Source organism: Micromonospora arida (assembly GCF_042873195.1).
GTDB lineage: Bacteria > Actinomycetota > Actinomycetes > Mycobacteriales > Micromonosporaceae > Micromonospora > Micromonospora arida.
Genome location: NZ_JBIALC010000001.1, coordinates 485,569 through 503,037, shown reverse-complemented (window position 1 = coordinate 503,037; position 17,469 = coordinate 485,569). Strand labels below are relative to the sequence as shown.

The 17,469-nt window shown below is 73.0% G+C and carries 18 protein-coding genes; 11 read left to right on the top strand and 7 right to left on the bottom strand.

Going from position 1 to position 17,469, the window contains the following annotated elements:
- The first annotated feature begins 351 nt into the window (after positions 1-351).
- The 3 genes from lnt to ACFYP0_RS02525 all read left to right on the top strand — a co-directional run bounded on the left by lnt (position 352) and on the right by ACFYP0_RS02525 (position 3,574).
- Complete coding sequence (lnt, locus tag ACFYP0_RS02535) at positions 352-2,106, top strand: apolipoprotein N-acyltransferase (RefSeq protein ID WP_356977869.1); 1,755 nt, start codon at positions 352-354, stop codon at positions 2,104-2,106.
- A gap of 34 nt (positions 2,107-2,140) precedes the next feature.
- A complete protein-coding gene (locus tag ACFYP0_RS02530) occupies positions 2,141-2,950 on the top strand; it encodes a polyprenol monophosphomannose synthase (protein ID WP_355493561.1) in 810 nt (269 codons plus the stop codon).
- Positions 2,951-3,043: 93 nt separating this feature from the next.
- Complete coding sequence (locus ACFYP0_RS02525; protein WP_124856757.1) at positions 3,044-3,574, top strand: FxsA family protein; 531 nt, start codon at positions 3,044-3,046, stop codon at positions 3,572-3,574.
- A gap of 71 nt (positions 3,575-3,645) precedes the next feature.
- On the opposite strand, the gene ACFYP0_RS02520 is transcribed toward ACFYP0_RS02525, so the two are convergent.
- The 3 genes from ACFYP0_RS02520 to ACFYP0_RS02510 form a co-directional block, all read right to left on the bottom strand.
- On the bottom strand, positions 3,646-3,987 hold the full coding sequence (locus ACFYP0_RS02520; protein ID WP_091398247.1) for an RNA polymerase-binding protein RbpA: 342 nt from the start codon (positions 3,985-3,987) through the stop codon (positions 3,646-3,648).
- A gap of 231 nt (positions 3,988-4,218) precedes the next feature.
- The gene (locus ACFYP0_RS02515) at positions 4,219-5,373 is read right to left on the bottom strand and encodes a hypothetical protein (RefSeq protein ID WP_386994071.1); all 1,155 of its coding nucleotides are present in this window, start codon (positions 5,371-5,373) and stop codon (positions 4,219-4,221) included.
- A gap of 26 nt (positions 5,374-5,399) precedes the next feature.
- Positions 5,400-6,758 carry an MFS transporter gene (locus ACFYP0_RS02510; RefSeq protein WP_386994069.1) on the bottom strand — a complete coding sequence of 453 codons (1,359 nt, stop codon included), beginning with the start codon at positions 6,756-6,758 and terminating at the stop codon, positions 5,400-5,402.
- Positions 6,759-6,815: 57 nt separating this feature from the next.
- Here ACFYP0_RS02510 and ACFYP0_RS02505 point away from each other — a divergent pair, with 57 nt between their 5' ends.
- The 3 genes from ACFYP0_RS02505 to ACFYP0_RS02495 are packed head-to-tail and all read left to right on the top strand — an operon-like array spanning position 6,816 to position 9,681.
- A complete protein-coding gene (locus ACFYP0_RS02505) occupies positions 6,816-7,463 on the top strand; it encodes a TetR/AcrR family transcriptional regulator (RefSeq protein WP_386994067.1) in 648 nt (215 codons plus the stop codon).
- Positions 7,464-7,519: 56 nt separating this feature from the next.
- A complete protein-coding gene (locus tag ACFYP0_RS02500; RefSeq protein WP_386994065.1) occupies positions 7,520-8,860 on the top strand; it encodes a flavin-containing monooxygenase in 1,341 nt (446 codons plus the stop codon).
- The gene (locus ACFYP0_RS02495; RefSeq protein WP_386994062.1) at positions 8,857-9,681 is read left to right on the top strand and encodes an SDR family NAD(P)-dependent oxidoreductase; all 825 of its coding nucleotides are present in this window, start codon (positions 8,857-8,859) and stop codon (positions 9,679-9,681) included. Before ACFYP0_RS02500 ends, ACFYP0_RS02495 begins: the two co-directional genes overlap by 4 nt.
- 9 nt (positions 9,682-9,690) lie before the next feature.
- On the opposite strand, the gene ACFYP0_RS02490 is transcribed toward ACFYP0_RS02495, so the two are convergent.
- Positions 9,691-10,341, bottom strand: coding sequence for a LysE family translocator (locus ACFYP0_RS02490; RefSeq protein WP_091398236.1), 651 nt, complete (start codon positions 10,339-10,341; stop codon positions 9,691-9,693).
- 228 nt (positions 10,342-10,569) lie between these two features.
- On the opposite strand from ACFYP0_RS02490, the gene ACFYP0_RS02485 reads away from it, so the two are divergent.
- Both ACFYP0_RS02485 and ACFYP0_RS02480 read left to right on the top strand, forming a co-directional pair.
- Positions 10,570-11,058, top strand: a complete 489-nt coding sequence (locus tag ACFYP0_RS02485) for a DnaJ family domain-containing protein (RefSeq protein WP_386994059.1) — start codon at positions 10,570-10,572, stop codon at positions 11,056-11,058.
- Positions 11,059-11,089: 31 nt separating this feature from the next.
- Positions 11,090-11,632 (top strand): GNAT family N-acetyltransferase, encoded by a 543-nt coding sequence (locus ACFYP0_RS02480; protein WP_386994057.1) that lies wholly within the window; start codon positions 11,090-11,092, stop codon positions 11,630-11,632.
- Between the two features lie 89 nt (positions 11,633-11,721).
- On the opposite strand, the gene ACFYP0_RS02475 is transcribed toward ACFYP0_RS02480, so the two are convergent.
- A complete protein-coding gene (locus ACFYP0_RS02475) occupies positions 11,722-12,297 on the bottom strand; it encodes a maleylpyruvate isomerase N-terminal domain-containing protein (RefSeq protein WP_386994056.1) in 576 nt (191 codons plus the stop codon).
- A 41-nt stretch (positions 12,298-12,338) separates the two neighbouring features.
- Between ACFYP0_RS02475 and ACFYP0_RS02470 the strand changes: the two genes are divergently transcribed.
- On the top strand, positions 12,339-13,385 hold the full coding sequence (locus tag ACFYP0_RS02470) for a helix-turn-helix domain-containing protein (protein ID WP_386994054.1): 1,047 nt from the start codon (positions 12,339-12,341) through the stop codon (positions 13,383-13,385).
- A 12-nt stretch (positions 13,386-13,397) separates the two neighbouring features.
- On the opposite strand, the gene ACFYP0_RS02465 is transcribed toward ACFYP0_RS02470, so the two are convergent.
- Complete coding sequence (locus ACFYP0_RS02465) at positions 13,398-13,874, bottom strand: hypothetical protein (RefSeq protein ID WP_386994052.1); 477 nt, start codon at positions 13,872-13,874, stop codon at positions 13,398-13,400.
- Positions 13,875-13,970: 96 nt separating this feature from the next.
- On the bottom strand, positions 13,971-14,837 hold the full coding sequence (locus ACFYP0_RS02460; protein WP_386994050.1) for an NmrA family NAD(P)-binding protein: 867 nt from the start codon (positions 14,835-14,837) through the stop codon (positions 13,971-13,973).
- A gap of 83 nt (positions 14,838-14,920) precedes the next feature.
- Here ACFYP0_RS02460 and ACFYP0_RS02455 point away from each other — a divergent pair, with 83 nt between their 5' ends.
- Complete coding sequence (locus tag ACFYP0_RS02455) at positions 14,921-15,625, top strand: TetR/AcrR family transcriptional regulator (RefSeq protein ID WP_386994048.1); 705 nt, start codon at positions 14,921-14,923, stop codon at positions 15,623-15,625.
- A 356-nt stretch (positions 15,626-15,981) separates the two neighbouring features.
- The gene (locus ACFYP0_RS02450; RefSeq protein ID WP_386994839.1) at positions 15,982-17,364 is read left to right on the top strand and encodes an FAD-dependent monooxygenase; all 1,383 of its coding nucleotides are present in this window, start codon (positions 15,982-15,984) and stop codon (positions 17,362-17,364) included.
- Positions 17,365-17,469 lie beyond the last annotated feature (105 nt).

The window sequence follows — 17,469 nt, the reverse complement described above, 5'->3', positions numbered from 1 at the left end:
AGGGTGAGGTGCACGGCCAGTAGACAACGGCCCGGCGGGGGCAGCCAGTCCACGTCCGGTCGGTCCGAAGGTCGTCGTGCCCCATCCTCGCCACACCGGCCGGGAAGGGCCTGGGAGCATCGGGGCGCGGCGCGAGCCGCGCCCCGATTTCATGTCCCCCGGCGCGTTGACCCGCGCCAGGGCCGCTTCCCGTGATCAAGTGACGAAAAGTAGGTCCAACAGACTTCCTCGACCTGTTTTTCATCACCTGATCACCGGGTCCCTCCGATCACCGCCGGCGGCCCGACGCGGCAGCCAGGACCGTCAGCCAGGTAGCCTTCGCCGGGTGATCGAGGTGAAGCTGCGGTGACGATGCTGGACCGGGATGACCCCCACGCCCCCACGGTGATCAACGCGCCGGTCGTCGCGGGTCGCCCCCTACCGCTACGGGTCGCGGTTCCCCTGGCGATCGCCGCCGGGCTGGCCCTGCTGGTGGCGTTCCCCCCGTACGGGGTGTGGCCGCTCGCCCCCGTCGGGGTGGCGTTGCTGGCCGCCGCCGCGCACCGGCGACGGTTGCGCGCCGGCGCCGGCCTGGGCTTCCTGACCGGGGTGGCGTTCTTCGCCCCACTGCTGGCCTGGACGAACCTGCACACCGGCTCCCTGCCGTGGGTGCTGCTGTCGCTGTTGCAGGCCGGCTATGTGGCGCTGCTGGGCGCGGCCACGGCCTGGGTGTCGCCGCTGGTCGACCGCGCCCGCTGGGCGTGGCCGGCGCTGACCGGGCTGCTCTGGGTCGGGCAGGAGGCGCTGCGCGACCGCACCCCGTTCGGCGGGTTCCCGTGGGGGCGGTTGGCGTTCAGCCAGGACACCTCGCCGCTGCTGCGCCTGGCCGCGTTGGGCGGCGCCCCGCTGGTGACCTTCGCGGTGGCGCTCGTCGGCGGGTTGCTGGTCACCGCCGCCTGGCACCTCTGGGCCGCCAGGCATCCCACCGCGCTCATCCACCCCACCGGCACCCACACGACCGGAGAGGCGCCTGCCGACCCCGCGGCTGACGAGGTGGCCACCACACCGGGCGACGGCCCGCAGGACGCTGACGGCCCGCTGGACGGCCCGCCACGCGCCGAGGGTGCGCCGGCGCGGCGGTGGGCGCCTGTGGTCGTACCGGCCGTCGTGGCCGTCGCGCTGACCGCCGGGGGTCTGCTGGTGCCGGTCGCCACCGCCGGGTCCGGTGACACCGTCACCGTGGCGATCGTGCAGGGCAACGTGCCCCGGCTGGGCCTGGACTTCAACGCCCAACGGCAGGCGGTGCTCAACAACCACGTCGACGCCACCATCGAACTTGCCGAGCGGGTCGCCGCCGGGCAACAGCGGCGACCGGACCTGGTGGTGTGGCCGGAGAACTCCAGCGACATCGACCCGCTGCGTAACCCCACCGCCGGTGCGCGCATCTCGCAGGCCGCCGACACCATCGGCGCGCCGATCCTGGTCGGCGCGGTGCTGCTGGGCCCCGACGCCGGGCAGGTCCGCAACGCGGGCATCCTGTGGCGCCCCGGCACCGGCGCGGACCTCGAGCAGCTGTACACGAAACGCCACCCGGTGCCGTTCGCCGAGTACGTGCCGCTGCGCGACGTGGCTCGGATGGTCAGCAAGAAGGTCGACCTGATCCGCAACGACTTCGTGCCCGGAAGCACCCCGGGCGTGGTACGCGCCGGGCCCACCGTGCTCGGTGACGTGATCTGCTTCGAGGTCGCCTACGACGAGGTGGTCCGCGACACGGTCACCGGTGGCGCGCAACTGCTGGTGGTGCAGACCAACAACGCCACCTTCAACGAGGCGGAGGCCCGCCAGCAGATGGCCATGGTGCGACTACGGGCGGTGGAGCACGGACGGCCGGCGTTGATGGCCTCCACGGTCGGGGTGTCCGGGTTCGTCGCACCCGACGGGCGGGTAAGCGATGCCACCGGGTTCAACACCCGGGAGGTCGTGGTGCGGCAGTTGCGGCTCGACGACGGACGCACCCTCGCCACCCGCCTCGGCTGGTGGCCGGAGGTGGCGCTCGCCGCGCTGGCCGCGGCGGCCCTGGTCGGCGCGGCGGTGCTGCGCCGGCGGCAGCGGGTCAGGCCCGGATAGCAACAGCCGGTACGCCGGCGGGAGCGGAGGAACCGTGATCCAGGCGACCGATACGATCCGACGCGCGGACGAGGTGCCCGGGGTGGGCCGGGTGCTGGTGGTGATCCCCACCTACAACGAGGCCGACAACATCGCCGTGATCGTGGGCCGGGTCCGGCGGGCCGCCCCGGCGGTGCAGATCCTCATCGCCGACGACAACAGCCCCGACGGCACCGGCGCGATCGCCGACGCCCTCGCCGACGGCGACGCGCACGTGCAGGTGCTGCACCGCCAGGGCAAACAGGGCCTCGGCGCGGCGTACCTGGCCGGGTTCGGGTGGGCGCGCGAGCGTGGCTACCAGGCGGTCGTGGAGATGGACGCGGACGGCTCGCACGCCCCGGAGGACCTGCCGGCGTTGCTGGACGCCGCCCGCGACGCGGACGTGGTCATCGGCTCCCGGTGGACCAGGGGTGCGCGGGTGCTCAACTGGCCGCTGCGGAGGCTGTTGCTGTCGCGCGGCGGCAACCTGTACGCGCGCCTGGCGCTGGGCATGCCCGTGTCGGACGCCACCGGCGGTTACCGGGTGTACCGGATCAGCGCGTTGGACGCCATCGACCTGGAGTCGGTGACCTCGCAGGGCTACTCGTTCCAGGTGGAGCTGTCGCGGCTGGCGCACCGCGCCGGGGTGCGGATCGTGGAGGTGCCGATCACCTTCGCCGAGCGGGAGCGCGGCGACAGCAAGATGAGCCCGAAGATCGTGGTCGAGGCGCTGTGGCGGATCACCGCCTGGGGGGTGCGCGACCGGCGCCAGGCGGTGCGCCGGGGCCTGCACGGCACCGCCACCGGCCAGGCGCGGTGGCCGTGAGCGGGTCAGGCACGGTGGCCGTGAGCGCGGCCGTGTCATGCTGGATGAGCGGAACACGTCCGTGGGTGTCCGCAGGAATGGCGATGAGGTGAGATGCGCCGAGGACTGAGGTTCGTACCGTTGGCCCTGTTGCTGGCGGTGGTACTGGAGCTGGCGGTGTTCGTCGGCGTGGGGCGGGCGCTGGGGTTCGGCGTGGCGGTGTTGCTGGTGTTCGCCGCGTCCCTGCTGGGGTTGGTGCTGCTGCGCCGCGAGGGGATGCGCGCCTGGCGTGGTTTCCGCTCTGCGGCGGCGGCTGGGCAGCCCCCGGGTGGGCAGGTGACCGACGGGCTCGTCGGGCTGGCCGGTGCGCTGTTGCTGGCGGTGCCCGGCCTGGTCAGCGGGGTGGTCGGGTTGCTGCTGCTGGTGCCGCCGGTGCGTCGACTGGCCCGCGCCGGGGTGCGCCGTGCCACCGAGCGGCGAGTGTCGTCGATGGTCGCCGGTGACCTGTTCGGGCCCCGCACGGTGCGGGTGCGCCAAGGTGCGCCGCAACCGACCCCGCAACCGACCCCGCAACCGGAACAGCCGGTGGTGGTCGACGGCGGTCGGGCCATCGAGGGCGAGATCGTCGAGCCCGGCCGGCACTAGAGCGCTCAAGGCAGACACGACGGCGCCCCCGGGGAAATCCCCGGGGGCGCCGTCATCGTGCGCTGTGCGGCTCAGGCGCGGCCGCGGCGGGTCCGAACCTCCTGCAGGCGCTCCTCCAGGATGTCCTCCAACTCGGCGATGGAACGCCGCTCCAGAAGCATGTCCCAGTGGGTACGCGGCGGCTTGGCCTTCTTCTGCTCCGGCTCGTTGCCGTCGACGAGTCGGGCGACGCTGCCGTCGAACTTGCATTCCCAGGTCGTCGGGACCTCGGCGTCGACGGCGAACGGCACCTCGAACTGGTGGCCCTTGGCGCAGAGGTACTCGCGGGTCTGACGCGGCGCGAGCTCCGTGTTGCGGTCGGATTCATAGCTCACCGCGCCAAGGCGGCTTCCGCGCAGCATACGCTCGCCCATGATCGACTTCCCCTCGTTCGTGGTGCTGGTCTTCTGGGTGTAACGGTGCGTCCCCGTCGAGCCATTCCCGCCCGAGGGCGTGAGGCGTCCACGGGTGGGCCGGGACCAAGGGTAGCTGGCCGGGACGCTCACCCGGTGAGGTGATCCCCAGGCGGGTCGGGACAACGGTGTGTGTCCGCTGCCACCGGGGAGGTTAACCGCCTGAGCCTACCGAAGGTTGCGCCACGATCATCAGGTGGCGTCGCCGGGAGCGGCGGCGCCGAGGCGGGCCAGCGCCAACGCCAGGTCACTGACCTGGTCGCCGAGCTGCGCCACCCGCCGCTGGGCCAGGTCCCGGTCGGTCTCGGCGGCGTCGAGTCGTACCGTCAGGGTGGTGCGGTGACCCTCGGCGGTCGCCGCGGCCTGCCGGGCCACGGTCAGCTCGGCGGTGAGCGTGTCGCGCTGGGCGGCCAGGGCCGCCACCTCCGCGCGCAGCCGCGCGGCCAGCTCCGCGGCCTCCTGCCGGGCGTCGTCGGCCTGCCGGGCGGCGACCTCGGCGCGGTCGCGGGCCCGGTCGGCCTGCTCGCGCGCCCGGGCGGCGTCGGCGGCCTCGGCGCGGGTCCGCGCGGCGTCGGCGCGGGACTGCTCGATCTGGCGCCGGACGTCCTGCACCTCGGCCTGCCACCGCCCGGCCCGCTCGGTCGCCTCGGTGGCGGCCCGGCTGGCCCGTTCGGCCTCCGCGCGCAGCGCGTCGCGTTCCACGCTCAGGTCGGTCACCCGCTGCCGTTCGGCGTCGCGCTCCGTGCGCAGGTCCCGTGCCTCGGCGCGGGCCTGGTCGCGGTCGCGCTCGGCCTGGGCGCGCAGCGCCTCGGCGGCGCTGGCGTCGTGGCGCGCCTGGTCGCGGGCGGCCTCGGCGTGCCGCGCCCGCTCGTCGGCGGCGGTCGCCTGCCGCTGCGCCAGCTCGGCGCGCTGGCGTGCGTCGTCGGCCTCGGCGCGGGCCTCGCGGGCCTGCTCGCGGGCGCGCGCCGCGTCGGCCGCCGCGGTCTCGGCGTCGTCGCGGGCCTCGTCGCGTTCGGTCTGCGCCGCCGCGACCTCGGTGGCGGCCTCCGCGCGGACCTGCGCGAGCTGCCGCTGCACACCCACCGGGGACAACTCGGCGTGCAGCGACTCGGTCAACGTCTCGACGATCTGGTCGAGTCGGTCCACCGCCTCCCAGGTGCGGGCCACCTGCCCGGGCAGCCCCGGCGCGTTGCGGTGCCGCATCCGGCTGTTGCGGGAGGCGCGCTGGCAGGCGCCGTCGTTGTCGCGGCAGTAGCGAAACGGTCGACCCGCGCCGACACGCTGCGGCACCGGCGCTCCACAGTGGGCGCACGGGCGGGTCTCGGTGGTGCTGGGCTGGGCGTCCATCGAGGGCGAAGTCTAGTGCCGGCCGATCAGCTTGCCGCCCGGGCCGTCGCGTCCAGGGTGTAGCGGCGTTGCAGCAGCAGCGCCGCGAGCATCGCCACCGCCGGCAGCAACCCGAAACCGTAGCGGACCGCCGCGAGCGCGGCGTCCGGCTGCACCGGCGACTCACCGGCCGTCGAGGCCACGAAACCACCCACGGTCAGGCACAGCGCGTACGCGTACGGGCCCAGGGCCGCGCCGGTGGCCTCGGTGGCCGTCCACACCCCGGTGTAGGTGCCGGCCCCGGTGCTGCCGGCGTTGCTGGCGGCGCGGATCACGTCGGGCAGCATCGAGAACGGCAGCAGTTGCATGCCGGCGAACGCGACCCCGAGCACCGCCACCGCGGCGATGAGCACCGGCAGGCCGGCCGGTCGGCCCACCGCCAACACCAGGGAGCCGATCGCGAACGCGCCCTGCGCCCCGAGCAGCGCCCGCTGCTTGCCGACGCGTCGGGCCACCACCAGCCAGGCCGGGGTGACCAGCAGCGCCGGTGCCACGAACGCGGCCACCAGCACCGTGGTCAGGCCGGGGGCGCGCAGCTCGTACTCGGCGTAGTAGGGCACTGCGGCGAGCACCAGGTGGGTGGTGGTGGACATCGCCAGGTACGCGGCGACCAGCCACCGGAACTGCCTGTCGCGCAGCGCCGTGCGCAACGCCCGCCACCCGCCGTGCCCGGACGCGGTGCTGGCCGGCGCGGACCCGCGCAGCCGGGCGATGCCGGCGACACCGACCAGCATGGCCACCAGCATCCCCACGGCCAGGACCACGCCCATCCGCTGGTAGCCGCCCCGCGTCGCGGCGTCGCCGCCGGTGAGCAGGGGGGCCAGCAGCCCGGAGACCAGGATGCCCAGGGTCAGCACCACCATCCGGAACGCCATCAGCCGGGTGCGTTCGTCATAACCGATGCGCAGGTCGGCCGGGGTGGCCAGGTAGGGGACCTGGTAGGCGGCGAAGAGCAGGTTGCCGGCGATGAAGAACACCGCCACCCACGCGGCCGCCGGCGTGCCGGTCAGACCGCCGGGCACCGCGAAGAGCGCGGCGAACGCCACCGGCAGGGCGCAGCCGAGCAGCAGCAGGCGACGCCGGTCGCCGCGTCGGGTCTGCTCGACGTCGGCGCGGTGCCCCACCCAGGGGTGCAGCAGCACGTCGGCGATCTTCGGCAGCAGCAGGGTGAGCCCGGCCAGCCACGGCGCGACGGCCAGCACGTCGGTGAGGAAGTAGAGCAGCAGCAGGCCAGGCACGGTCACCCAGACACCCATGCCGAGCGAGCCGGCCGCGAAGCCCGCCAGCGGGCCGCGTGGCAGTGTCGTTTCGGTGGCGGCCGCAGGCCGCCGGTCCAGCCCGGTCATCGCCGCATCCTCTCCGCAATCCAACGGTTGCTGGATTCTAGGGGCAGAATGAGGGTCATGACCATGCCCCGCCGCCGCCCGGGTCGGCCCCGCCGCGACGAGACCCGGCCGACCCGCGAGGTGGTGCTCACCGCGGCGACCGCGCTCTTCGCCGAGCGGGGCTTCGACGCCGTCGGGCTGCGGGAGGTCGCCGCCGCCGCCGGGGTCGACGTCGCCACGGTCGCGCACCACACGGGTACGAAGGCAGCGCTCTACGACGCGTGCTTCGCCCGGGTGTTCGCCGCCGAGCGGGACGTCCTCGCCGAGGCCGCCGAGCAGGCCCGCGCCGCTCTCGACGCCGGTCCGGACGCGGCGCGACGAGCCCTGCACGAGCTGGTCGACGTCTTCGTCGACTTCCTGGAGGACCGCCCCGAGACCACCGCGCTGTGGCTGCGCCGCTGGTTGGAACCGCAGCGGCACGCCGAGCTCGACCAGCGCTACGCCGACCCGTTGTACCGGCTGGTCGCGGAGCTGCTCACCGCCGCCGCGGCGACCGGCGCCCTCGCCGAGCCGACCCCGCACATCACCGTGCGCAGTCTGGTGTGGGCGACGCACGGGCACGTGGTGGCGCTGGCCGCGGGTGCGCCCGGCGCTCGGGAACGGCGCGAGTTCCGGGCGTTCGTGCACCGCCTGCTCGACGGGCTCTACGGATCACCGACCCCTTGACGGGCCGCCGCCGCACGACGATTATCCATCAGACGTTGGATTAAATGGGGGCGGCAATGGACGTACCACCTCGGGTGGCGGTGATCGGGGCGGGCGCCGCGGGGCTCGCCGCGATCAAGGCACTACACGACGTCGACGTGCCGACGGTCGGCTTCGAGGCCGCCGAGCAGGTCGGCGGCCTCTGGGTGTACGGGGCACCTGACTCGCCCGCGTACCGCACGCTGCACCTCAACACCAGCCGTGGTCGCACCCAGTTCGCCGACCACCCGATGCCGACCGACTGGCCAGACTACCCGGACCACCGTCGTGTCGCCGGTTACCTCGCCGACTACGCCAACCGTTTCGGGCTAGCCGACACCATCCGGCTGCGCCACACCGTCGAGCGGGTCACCCAGCATCCCAACGGCACCTGGACGGTGGCCGCCAGTGGCCCGACCGGCCCGGTCGAGGTCACCGTCGACGCCGTGGTCGTCGCCAACGGGCACAACCGGGTGCCCCGGCTGCCCGACCCCGGCTACCCCGGCACCTGTACCGCCGAGCAGATCCACAGCCACGACTACCGGGGCCCGGAGCAGTTGGCCGGCCGGCGGGTCCTCGTCGTCGGCGGCGGCAACTCCGCGATGGACATCGCCGTCGACGCGTCGTACGCCGCCACCCGCACTCTTCTGTCGCTGCGCCGGGGCGTCTGGGTGGTGCCGAAGTACCTGCTGGGGCGCCCCTCGGACACCCTCAACGGTGCGTTGGCCCGCCGACTGCCGTGGCGTCTGCGCCAACGCATCAGCCAGACGATGCTGAGCGCCACCGTCGGCAACCCCGCCCGCTACGGGCTGCCCGCACCGACGCACGGCTTCCTGCAGGACCACCCGACGCTCTCCGACGGGTTGCTGTCGCGGCTGACCCACGGTGACGTCGAGGCCCGACCCGGCGTCGCCGCCCTCGACGGCGACCGGGTGGAGTTCACCGACGGCCGCAGCGACAGCGTCGATCTGATCGTCTGGTGCACCGGCTACCGGGTGGAGGTCCCGTTCCTCGATCCGGCGCTGCTCGGCGGGGGCGTCGACACCCTGCCGTTGTACCGGCACGTGTTCCACCCCGACGCCCCCGGGCTGAGCTTCGTCGGGTTGATGCAGTCCACCGGCTCCGCGTTCCCCCTGGTCGAGGCGCAGGCCAAGCTGATCGCCGCGCACCTCGCCGGCCGGTACGCGCTGCCGGACCCGGAGCGGCAGCGCGCCGCGTGCCGGGCCGAACTGCGAGCCGCGACCGCCCGCTGGGGTCAGCGCCGCCCGGCGATGCGGGTGGACTTCGACGTCTACCTGGCCGAGCTGGCCCGGGAGTTGACCGCCGGGACCCGCCGCGCCCGCTCCGGCACGGCGCCCTCGGTGGGGGCACCCCGATGAGCGGCCGATCCCTGGCCGGTCGGCGGGTGCTGGTCACCGGGGCGAGCGGGACCTTCGGCCGCCACCTCGGCGCCGCGCTGAGCGCGGCCGGCGCCCGGGTGGTGGGGCTCGACCTGCACGCCCGTCCCGACGACGACGTGCCGGTGCTGGGCTGTGACCTGACCGACCCGGACGCCGTACCGGCGGCGGTGCGGGCCGCCGTCGACCGGCTCGGCGGGCTCGATCTGCTGATCAACAACGCCGGGATCGGTGGTCCCGCGCCGGCCGAGTTGCCTCCCGACGAGGTGGTCCGCCGGCAACTGGAGGTCAACCTCCTCGCCGCCTGGCGCACCACCGCCGCCGCGCTGCCCCCGCTGCTCACCGCACGCGGACGGGTGATCTTCGTGGCCAGCCGGATGGCGGTCCTGCCCCTCCCGCTCGCCGCCGCGTACGGGGTGAGCAAACGGGCCCTGGTCGCCTACGCCGACGCGCTGCGCCACGAGGTGGGCACCCACGTCGGGGTCAGCGTCGTCTACCCGAGCATGGTCGCCTCACCGATCCACGACAGCACCGCGGAGGCCGGGCTGTCCCTGCAAGGGGTGTCGCGCCCCGAGCCCGTCGAAGGGGTGGTCGCGGCGATCCTGCGGACCGCCACCGCCCGGCGGGCGCCCCGGGACGTGGCGACCACCGCACGCGGCCGCCTGGAGATGGCCGTCGGCCGGCACGCGCCCGCGCTGGCCGACCGGCTGGTACGCCGTACCCTCGCCGCCCGCCTCGCCGCCGGTGACCTGGACGCCGCGCCGCTGGCAGCCGGGATGCTCGGCCGCCACCGGGGGCGCTGACCGCCCGGGTCAGGGCGTGGCGACGGCCGCGCGTGAGCGGTCGGCGGCGATGCGCACGGCCAGCGCCGCGAGCGCGGTGCCGGTCACCCAGCGCTGCACCCGCAACCACACCGGTCGGCGGGCGAAGAACCCGGCCAGCGAGCCGGCGCTGAGCACGATCAGCGCGTTCACGCTCAGCGCCACGACGATCTGGGTCAGACCGAGCAGCAGGCTCTGCGTGGCCAGATGCCCCCGCGTCGGGTCGATGAACTGCGGCAGCAACGACACGTAGAGGATCGCGATCTTCGGGTTCAGCAGGTTGGTGACCAGGCCCATGGTGAACAGCCGCCGGGGCGGGTCCGGCGGCAGCGGCGCGGGCCTGAACGGCGAGTGCCCACCCGGACGCAGCGTCCGCCAGGCCAGCCAGAGCAGGTAGCCGGCGCCGGCCAGCTTCACCACCGCGTACAGCGTCGGCACCAGGACGAAGACGGTGGCCAGGCCGGCGACCGCCGCCGCCAGGTAGACGCCGAAACCGGCGGCCACCCCGAGCAGTGAGACCAGCCCGGCCCGGCGGCCCTGCGCCACCGAGCGGGACACCAGGTAGACCATGTTCGGGCCGGGCGTGAGCACCAGCCCCAACGCCACCAGCGCGATGCCCAGCAGTGCACCCGTACTCACCACGACGCTTCCCCCGTCCGATGGATCCCACACCGACCGTAATCAGGATGAACATCCCAACCCAGGGCCACCTGGCAGGCAGTGGCCTGCGATCCGGGTGATCCACCCGCGTTCGGTGCAACGGCGGCACCGTCGGCGGGAATGCCCACCGTTGCGAGCGTGCTGACCCCTGGCAAGTGCGTGTCGCCGGCCGGAGGCGGCGCGTTACGGTGGCCAGGGAGGTGCCGCACGGTGACCGAGGCGTGGGAAGCGTCAGTGGAGGCGAAGATCCAGGATGCCGTTCAGCGCGGCGAGTTCGACGACCTGCCCGGCATGGGCAAGCCGATCCCCGGTCGGGGGGCGCCGTATGACGAGGCATGGTGGATCAAGAGTTTCCTGGACCGCGAGGCGCTCCCCAGTGACCTGCTCCTGCCCACGTCGCTGCAACTGCGCCGACGCATCGAGCAGGTCCCCGACGAGGTCCGTGACCTGCCCACCGAACAGTCCGTCCGCGACTTCGTGGGGCAGCTGAACGCGCAGATCGTGGCGTGGCTGCGCTTCCCCGACGACGGCCCCCGGGTCGCGGTGCGTCCGGTGAACACCGAGGACGTGGTCCGCCGTTGGCGCGCCGAGCGGGCCCGGCCCAAGGTTACGACGACCGTCACCCAGACGGCGGCCGTACTGCCGCCAGCGCGCCGCCCCCGCCGGCACTGGTGGCGGCGGTGGCGCCGTCGGGGCTGACCCCGGGTCACGGCCACGGCAGACTGTGCCGATGCTGATCGAATCGCGGTCACCCGACATGCCCTCGACGCCGGGTGTCGCCCTGCGTCCCTGGTGCGCCGACGACCTGGATGAGCTGGTGCAGGCGTACCGGGATCCGGTCCTGCGCCGCTGGACCACAGCTCCGGTGACCACCGCCGCCGAGGCGCGACGGTGGCTGGAAGGGGTGCTGCGCGACTGGGCCGACGGCCGGCGGTACACCTTCGCCGTCCTCGAAGAGCAGGCCGACGGCGCTCGGCTGGTGGGCAACGTGGTGCTCAAGGGGATCACGCCGGAGCGCCCGGCCCCGGAGGTCGGCTACTGGACGGCGTCGTGGGCACGCGGCCGCGGCGTCGCCCCGCGCGCGGTCACCGCGCTGAGCCGCTGGGCGTTCGACCGCTTCCCCGAGGTGGCGCGTCTCGACCTGCTGCACCAGGTGGACAACGTCGCGTCCTGCCGGGTGGCGCAGAAGTGCGGCTTCGCGTTCCAGGAGGTGCTGCCGGCCCGGCCGCCCTTCCCGCTCGACGGCCACCGGCACTCACTCGACGCCGGCTAGCCCGGCAGCGCCGCTGGACCTGACCGGAACGCTCCAAAACGGGGTGGTCGCCCGGCAGGCGACCACCTGCCCCTTCACGCTGGTGTGAGTCAGTCGAGTGCGGCCCGCCAGTTCCAGGAGGTGCGCCGGTCGCGGCCGGGCAGCTCACCGCGGCCGGTCATCCAGAGCAGCACCTCGGGCGCAGCCCCGGGCGGGGCGTCCGGGAAGAGTCGGCGCAGCACCAGCGCGCTCAGCCGCTGCGGCGGCTGCCACGGCACACCGAAACCCAGGGTGATGTCGTGGGTGTGCAGCAGGGTCTCGGCCACGCCCATGGCGGCGAAACCGGCCGGATCGCACGGGCCCCAGTGCCAGGCCCGCACATCCGGCGGGGCGGCGTCGACGGCGGCGGCGAGCAGACCGGCGCAGGCCCGCACCACTGTGAGCACCTGCGTCGGGCTCGCGTCGGGGGAGACCCGTAGGTCGTACGGCAGATAGCCGTCATCCGGGCGGCCGGTGACCTGGCCCGCGTACGCGAGGAGGTCGTGCGCGACGTGCGCCGCGGTGGTCCAGCAGCTCCAGCTCAGCGAGCCGGCCGGCACCGACCAGTCGTGGTCCCGGTGTGGCAGCAGCACCCTGGTCGTCTCGTCGGCTGCCTCCCGCAGGTCGGCGCCGGTCACCGCCGACATTCGCCAACCCGCCGGGTAGCACCGGGCGTGGGATTCCCGTCATGGGTAAAGAAAGTCGAGGCATGCAAGAATCCATCCTCGCATATGGGGGGAGGCGAGCAGGGTGTTGCCCAACCTGGTGGTGGACACGACGGTGCTGCCCCCGGCGGACCGATTCGCCTTCTGGTATGCCCTGGTCGCTCAGGAGACGGCGCCGGCGCACATCAGCAGCGGCCACCTGGACAATTTCGTGGCCTACGGCGCAGGCCATCGATCTCGGCCGCATTCGGATGACCTCGCTGCGCTACCCGTCACTGGACTCGATCCGGCCCACGAAACTGGTCCGCCGAGCCGAGGGGGATGTGTATCAACTCGCGCTACCACTGACGGGTCGCAGCACCTTGATCCAGGACCGCACCGAGTCCACACTGGAAGCCGCGAACCATTTCACCCTCCTGGATACCGCGCGGCCGCACGTCGCCCGGCATCACACGGACGGCACCGGTCTCGCCACCACGATCACCGTGCAGATACCGCACGCGGCGCTGCCCCTGGCGCCGGACCGGCTCCGCCGCCTGCTGGCCACGCCGATGCCGTCGCACCTCGGCGTCGGCGGGCTGTTGGCCCACCACCTGCGCAGCATCGCGGCGCACCCGGAGCAGTTCGAGCCGGCCCAGGCCGAGATCCTGGGCGGGGTGGCGGTGGACCTGCTCACTGCCGCGCTCGCTCAGTACCTCGACATCGAGGACACCCTGTCACCGGAGGCGCGGCAGACCGCACTGCGGGCCCGGGTCGTCGACTTCATCGACCGCCACCTCGACAGTGACGAACTCAGCCCTCGCAGCGTCGCCGCCGCCCACCACATCTCGCCGCGGTCGCTGCACCGCCTGTTCGAAGCGGAGTCGACGACGGTTGCCGAACTCATCCGCGCCAAGCGCCTGGAGCAGTGCCGTCGTGATCTCGGCAACCCGCTGCTGCGACAGCCGATCCAGGCCATCGCCGCCCGTTGGGGTTTCCCGGACAAGGCCCACTTCAGCCGTCTCTTCCGTGCCCACTACGGACGTTCGCCGCAGGAATACCGCGCGGGCGTCGCTCGCCAGGACCGGTGACCCGACCGACCGCTACCGCCGGCGGTCGGTCGGATCGTCCTCGACGAAGTCCCGGACCGCGGCGCGGATGCTCTCGCCGTAGGGGTCGTCCGGTAGCCGCACCAGGTGCTCGCGGGCTCGGGCAAGGTGCTCCCGGGCCGGGCCGACGTTGCCCAGGCGCCGGTGGCAGTCGGCCAGGTTGAGGTACAGCGACGGCAGGAACGCCTGGACCTGGAGCGAGGACAGATACCGCTGGGCGCGTTCGTCGGTCAGGTCGGCCACGGCGGCCAGGGCGCGTTCGTCCCAGGCCAGCTCCGCCTCGGTGGTGTCCTGAAGGTCGGCGAGGTAGTGCGCCAGGGTGCAGCGGTGCAGGGCGTCACCGGTGGGGCCGAGTTCGTCCCACAACGCGGTGAGCTGCTCACGGGCTCGGGCAGGTGCGCCGGTCTGGCCGAGCTGCACGGCCTCGACGATGCGGGTCATGGTCGGGTCGGCGGTCGCTTGGTCGGTCATGTCGCCGATGGTCGGGTCTCAACCCGGTCGAGGGTCAAATCCAGGGCACGGCGATAAATACACGGGCGATGCCGCGCTGATCGGCTCGCGGGCGCGTCAGCGCTGGGCGACGATGGCCTCAAGCACCGTGCGGACGGGCGTCGGGCGGTGGCCGATGACTGTCTCCAGCGTCGGATCGGTCACGGCGAACTCCTTCTCTCGCGCCGCGCGGTAGATGCCGAGAGTGAAGTCGGCCGCCGCGGCGGGCATGCCTCGCTCGATGGCGGCCGCCCGCCACTGGTCGTCATCCGCGACAACACGTTCGACGGTGCGGCCCGTGATATCGCTGAGGATGGCGGCCACCGCTTCGAGGTCGAGCATCTCCGAGGCGGTCAGCGGCGCCGTGACCCCGTCGAGTACGCCGTCCTCGGTGAGAGCGACGGCTGCCGCCTCGGCCAGGTCGGCGTGCGCGGTCCAGGAGACCGGGCCGTCCGCCGGCGCCACGAGTTGCCCGGTCTCCAGCGCCGTGCCGATGGAGAAGCTGAGCGTGCTCGCGTAGAACCCGTTGCGCAGGGAGGTGAAGGGAACCCCCAGTCCGGCCAGGTGTTCCTCGGTCGCGGCGTGCGTGGGCTGGGCGGCGAAGAGCGAGTCCCGGGAGGCGGCCTGGTGGCTGGTGTAGAGGATTCGACTGGCTCCCGCGGCGCGGGCGGCGTCGATGGCGGCGCGGTTCGCGACGAAAGCGCCGGGGCCGCGGATGGCGGCGGAGACGATGAGGACCTTGTCAGCACCCTCGAAGGCGTGCCCCAGCGTGGCCGGGTCGGTGAAGTCCCCGGCGCGCACCCGCACCCCGCGCTCGGCGAGGCCGGCGGCCCTGTCGGCGTCGCGCACGCTCACGCCCACGGCCTCGGGTGACAGCCGGTCGAGCAGCCGGTCGACGATCTGGGACCCGAGCTGGCCAGTGGCACCGGTGACGACGATCATCATGAACACTCCTTTGTTATCGACGTTACGCCGGGAACGTTATCACCGGTAATTCATGGATAACAAGTCACTGTTAGCATCGGTTCATGGTGACGACGCAGGACACCCGCGACGACGTCCGTGCGGGCATCGTCGCGGCAGCGACCCAACTGCTGCGTGAGAAGGGCGCTAACGCGGTGACGACGCGCGCCGTCGCCCAGGCCGCGGGCGTGCAGGCGCCGACCATCTATCGCCTGTTCGGCGACAAGGACGGACTCATCGACGCCGTCGCCGAGCACGTCATGGCCACCTACGTCAGTGGCAAATCGGTCGCAGCGGACGGCGACCCGGTCACGGACCTGCGCGCCGGATGGCGCGCGCACGTGGAGTTCGGCCTGACAAACCCCGAGCTGTACGCACTGATCGCCACCCGGGGGAGTGGTGCACCCTCGCCGGCAACGATCGCCGGCCTCGACGTGCTACGTCGCCGCGTCCGACGACTCGCCGCAGCCGGCCTCCTCCGGGTCGACGAGGAGCGCGCGCTGATGATGATCCACTCGGCGGGCAACGGAACCATCCTCACGCTGCTGGGAATGCCCACCGGGCAGCGCGACCTCGGTCTGGGTGAGGCCATGCTCGATGCCGTACTCACCAGCATCCTGGCAACAACTCCGGTAACACCCGACACCACCGCGAACGCGGTCGCGGTGACCTTCGCGACGGTGCTGCCCGACCTCCCGGGGCTCACCGATGCCGAACGCGCGCTGATGGCCGAGTGGCTCCACCGATCGCTGACCCACCAGACGCCGTGATCACGTGACGAGGAAACGACTCGACGGGATCACGCTGGGGGATATAGCTTGCAGTTGACCGCGACACCGCCCGAGGAGGTGAGACCCATGAACGTTGTAGCGATGTGGGTGCTCCCCCTTGCCGTCACGGTCGGGCGATTGACGTAGGTGTCGCCGGGAGCGCCTTGCCAACACGGCACTCCCGAGAGGCAACACCTATGCATCCTCCGCAATTCACCGCCGACCCGCCGTCGACCGATCCGGTCGAGCGCGACTCCACCGTGGGCGACATCCGCCCAGCATCGTCGGCTCCCAACGCCGATCGTGCGGCCCACACGTACGACGTGATCATTGCCGGATGCGGGCCGACCGGTGCGATGCTCGCGGCCGAGCTGCGGCTGCACGACGTGCGGGTCCTCATCGTGGAGAGGGAAACCGAGCCGCCATCGGCCGTCCGCATCGTCGGCCTGCACATCCGCAGTCTGGAGCTGATGGCGATGCGCGGGCTGCTGGAACGCATCCAGCCGCACGGGCGGCAGCGTCCGGCCAGCGCCTTCTTCGCCGCCATCGCCAAGCCCGCGCCCAAGGGCCTGGATTCCCGGTACGCCTATCTGTTGGGCATCCCGCAGCCGATCATCGAACGTCTGCTCGAAGAGCACGCCATCGACCTCGGCGCGCAGGTCCGGCGCGGTCGGGCGGTCGTCGGGTTCGAGCAGGACGACGAGGGGGTGACCGTCGAGTTGGCCGACGGGGAGCAGTTGCGGGCGCGCTACCTCGTCGGGTGCGACGGCGGGCGCAGCACGGTGCGCAAACTGCTCGGCGTCGGCTTTCCCGGGGAGCCCGCCCGGACCGAGAGTCTGATGGGCGAGATGGAGGTGGGCGTCCCGCAGGAGGAGGTCGCCGCCGTGGTGGCCGAGATCCGCGAGACCCATCAGCGATTCTGGCTCCGGCCCGCAGGCATCGGGGTCTACAGCGTCCTGGTGCCCGCCGCCGGGGTCAGCGACCGCGCCGAACCGCCCACCCTCGAGGATTTCAAGCGCCAGTTGCTCACCATCGCCGGGACCGACTTCGGCGTGCACTCCCCGCGCTGGTTGTCCCGCTTCGGCGATGCCACCCGGTTGGCCGACAGTTATCGGGTCGGGCGGGTGCTGCTGGCCGGCGACGCGGCGCACATCCATCCGCCCATCGGCGGGCAGGGCCTCAACCTCGGCATTCAGGACGCAGTCAACCTCGGCTGGAAACTGGCCGCGCGCATCCGCGGCTGGGCGCCGGAGACACTGCTGGACACCTACCAGGCCGAACGGCGCCCGGTCGCCGAGGAGGTGCTGGACAACACCCGAGCCCAGACGGAGCTGCTGTCCACCGAACCGGGCCCACAGGCCGTGCGGAGGCTCCTCATCGAGTTGATGGACTTCGACGAGGTGAACCTCCATCTGTTGGAAAAGATCACCGCCATCGGCATCCGCTACGACTTCGGCGCGGGGCCCGACCTGCTCGGTCGCCGTCTGCCCGACATCGACGTGAAGCAGGGCCACCTCTATGGTCTGCTGGGCCGCGGCCGCGGTCTGCTGCTGGACCGCACCGAACGCCTCACCGTTGGCGGCTGGTCAGACCGGGTCGATCACCTCGCGGACCCCACCGCAGGACTGGATGTCCCCTGCGTCCTGCTGCGCCCCGACGGGCACGTCGCCTGGATCGGCGACGACCAGCAGGATCTGGACGACCACCTCTCCCGCTGGTTCGGCAAGCCCGCCCACTGAGGCCCGCGGCCTCGACATTGAGGAGTGTGGCCCAGACCAACTATCAGTGACCGGGCTCGGGGTGACGCTCTGGGTTGCCCCGAGCCCGGTCACTCATGATGTGGG